This is a genomic window from Candidatus Symbiopectobacterium sp. (genome assembly GCF_020054415.1).
Classification (GTDB): domain Bacteria; phylum Pseudomonadota; class Gammaproteobacteria; order Enterobacterales; family Enterobacteriaceae; genus Symbiopectobacterium.
This window is the reverse complement of the sequence record NZ_JAHWCO010000679.1, coordinates 1-1,967: the sequence shown is the minus strand read 5'-3', so window position 1 is coordinate 1,967 and position 1,967 is coordinate 1. Positions and strand designations below refer to the sequence as shown.

The 1,967-nt window shown below is 47.3% G+C and carries 2 protein-coding genes and 1 pseudogene; all 3 read left to right on the top strand.

Features of this window, described 5'->3' with window-relative positions; genetic code table 11:
• Window positions 1-101 precede the first annotated feature (101 nt).
• Window positions 102-233, top strand: coding sequence for a hypothetical protein (locus QZ506_RS19690; RefSeq protein ID WP_291973329.1), 132 nt, complete (start codon window positions 102-104; stop codon window positions 231-233).
• Window positions 234-401: 168 nt separating this feature from the next.
• Complete coding sequence (pnuC, locus tag QZ506_RS19685; protein ID WP_291973327.1) at window positions 402-1,130, top strand: nicotinamide riboside transporter PnuC; 729 nt, start codon at window positions 402-404, stop codon at window positions 1,128-1,130.
• A 229-nt stretch (window positions 1,131-1,359) separates the two neighbouring features.
• A pseudogene (locus QZ506_RS19680) lies at window positions 1,360-1,823 on the top strand (3-deoxy-7-phosphoheptulonate synthase); the annotation flags it as partial.
• Window positions 1,824-1,967: the final 144 nt, after the last annotated feature.

Below are 1,967 nucleotides of genomic sequence, written 5' to 3'. Positions count from 1 at the left end.
CGCTGCTTGAGGGCCTTGTTATAAGAGGGCCAGTTGGTGATTTTAAAATTTTGTTTTGCCATGGAGACCTGATTTTGAAACAACTGTGGTGATCTGCTCCGATGATTACCCAAAAGTTCTATTTATTCAACAAAGCCATCGCGCAGATAAAAATGTTCGCCGTGGTGAATTTCTTGCCTGCGCTGCTGTTTATCATCCCACTGTCGATTTATTGGCATCGCTGGTTCGTTTAGTTTTATGTGTGCTAAATAAAAGGGAGTAATTAAAAGAATTACCCCTTATTTGTTTAGTATGTAAAACATTAAGTGCCTTCTTGCTAACCGACTGCTACCATATACCCCGTTTGGGAGCCTGGTAGAAGCAGGATTTCCTCATTTAGGCGATAAACGTGGGGTGGCAATATGGACGTTTTCAGTACCAGCAACATTTTGATTCATATCCCGTTCGGTGCGGGAGGGTACGATCTTTCCTGGATTGAAGCCGTTGGCGCGCTGTGCGGCCTGCTCTGTATCTGGCTTGCAAGTCTGGAAAAAACCATCAATTACCTGTTTGGTTTGATCAACGTCTCGCTATTTGCCGTTATTTTTTTCCAGATTCAGCTTTATGCCAGCCTGTTGCTGCAAATCTTTTTCTTTGTTGCCAATGTTTATGGTTGGTATGCTTGGACACGGCGCACGGAACAGCAGGATATCGCCTTAAAAATACGCTTGCTGCCACTCCCCAGATTGCTTGCCCGGACAGTGCTGGGTGCACTCGTGATTTGTTTGATGACCGTCTACATTGATGCAGTGTTTGCCGCGCTGACCGGCGTCGCGGTGACCGTGATGCGGAGCATGGGGGTACAGGTGACCATGCCGACATTGCAGCCGGATGCGTTTCCCTTCTGGGATTCCAGCATGATGGTGCTCTCCATGATAGCGATGATCCTGATGACGCGTAAATATGTGGAAAACTGGATATTATGGGTCGTGGTTAACATTATCAGCGTGGTGATCTTCACCTACCAGGGGGTTTATGTGATGGCGTTGGAATACCTGATCTTGACCGGTATCGCCCTCAACGGCACCTGGTTATGGATCAAGGAAGCGCGCCAGCGTCCAACGCCATCGTATCTACAGCGCAGAGCGTAAAGTGCACGTTGGAAAACGCGGCATAGCGGTGAGCTAACAGCATTTTATCGCGTAAAATTACGCGATGTTGTTGTGGGTACGCCATACGCTTGACTTATCATTTATGCGCTGCAGTATGAACAGTTCCGTTTTTAAACGCTAGGGTAATCGCCCTGCAACCGTTTCCTATTGGCAAGATGTGGCATGTTCTGAGCAAGAATCGATGGATGAATGAATGAATGAATGAATGATTAATTACCAAAATGATGACTTAAGAATTAAAGAGATCAAAGAGTTGTTACCTCCTGTCGCGTTGCTGGAGAAATTTCCGGCTACCGCGCGTGCGGCAGAAACGGTCTCATTTACCCGCTCGGCAATTCACAAGATTCTGCATGGCACTGACGATCGTTTGCTGGTGGTGATTAGCCCGTGATCGATTAATGATACCAAGGCTGCAAAAGAATACGCCGCCCGTTTGCTTACGCTGCGCAACGCGTTAAGCGACGAGCTGGAAGTCGTGATGCGTGTCTATTTTGAGAAACCGCGCACCACTGTGGGTTGGAAAGGACTGATTAACGATCCGCACATGGATAACAGCTTCCAGATTAACGATGGATTGCGCATTGCCCGTCAACTGCTGGTGGAAATCAACGATAGCGGGTTACCTGCTGCGGGTGAGTTCTTGGACAGATATCGCCGCAGTATCTGGCAGATCTGGGCTTTGTTGAATAATAGGTAATTATGCTGTTTTTCCATGCCAGTTTTGGTTGAAAATGCTTGTCATCTCAGGTGTACACTTTTCTCATGAGGCCTAACTGCATGATTTTACGTTGCGAGGATCCGTCGTTTCACTGGGCT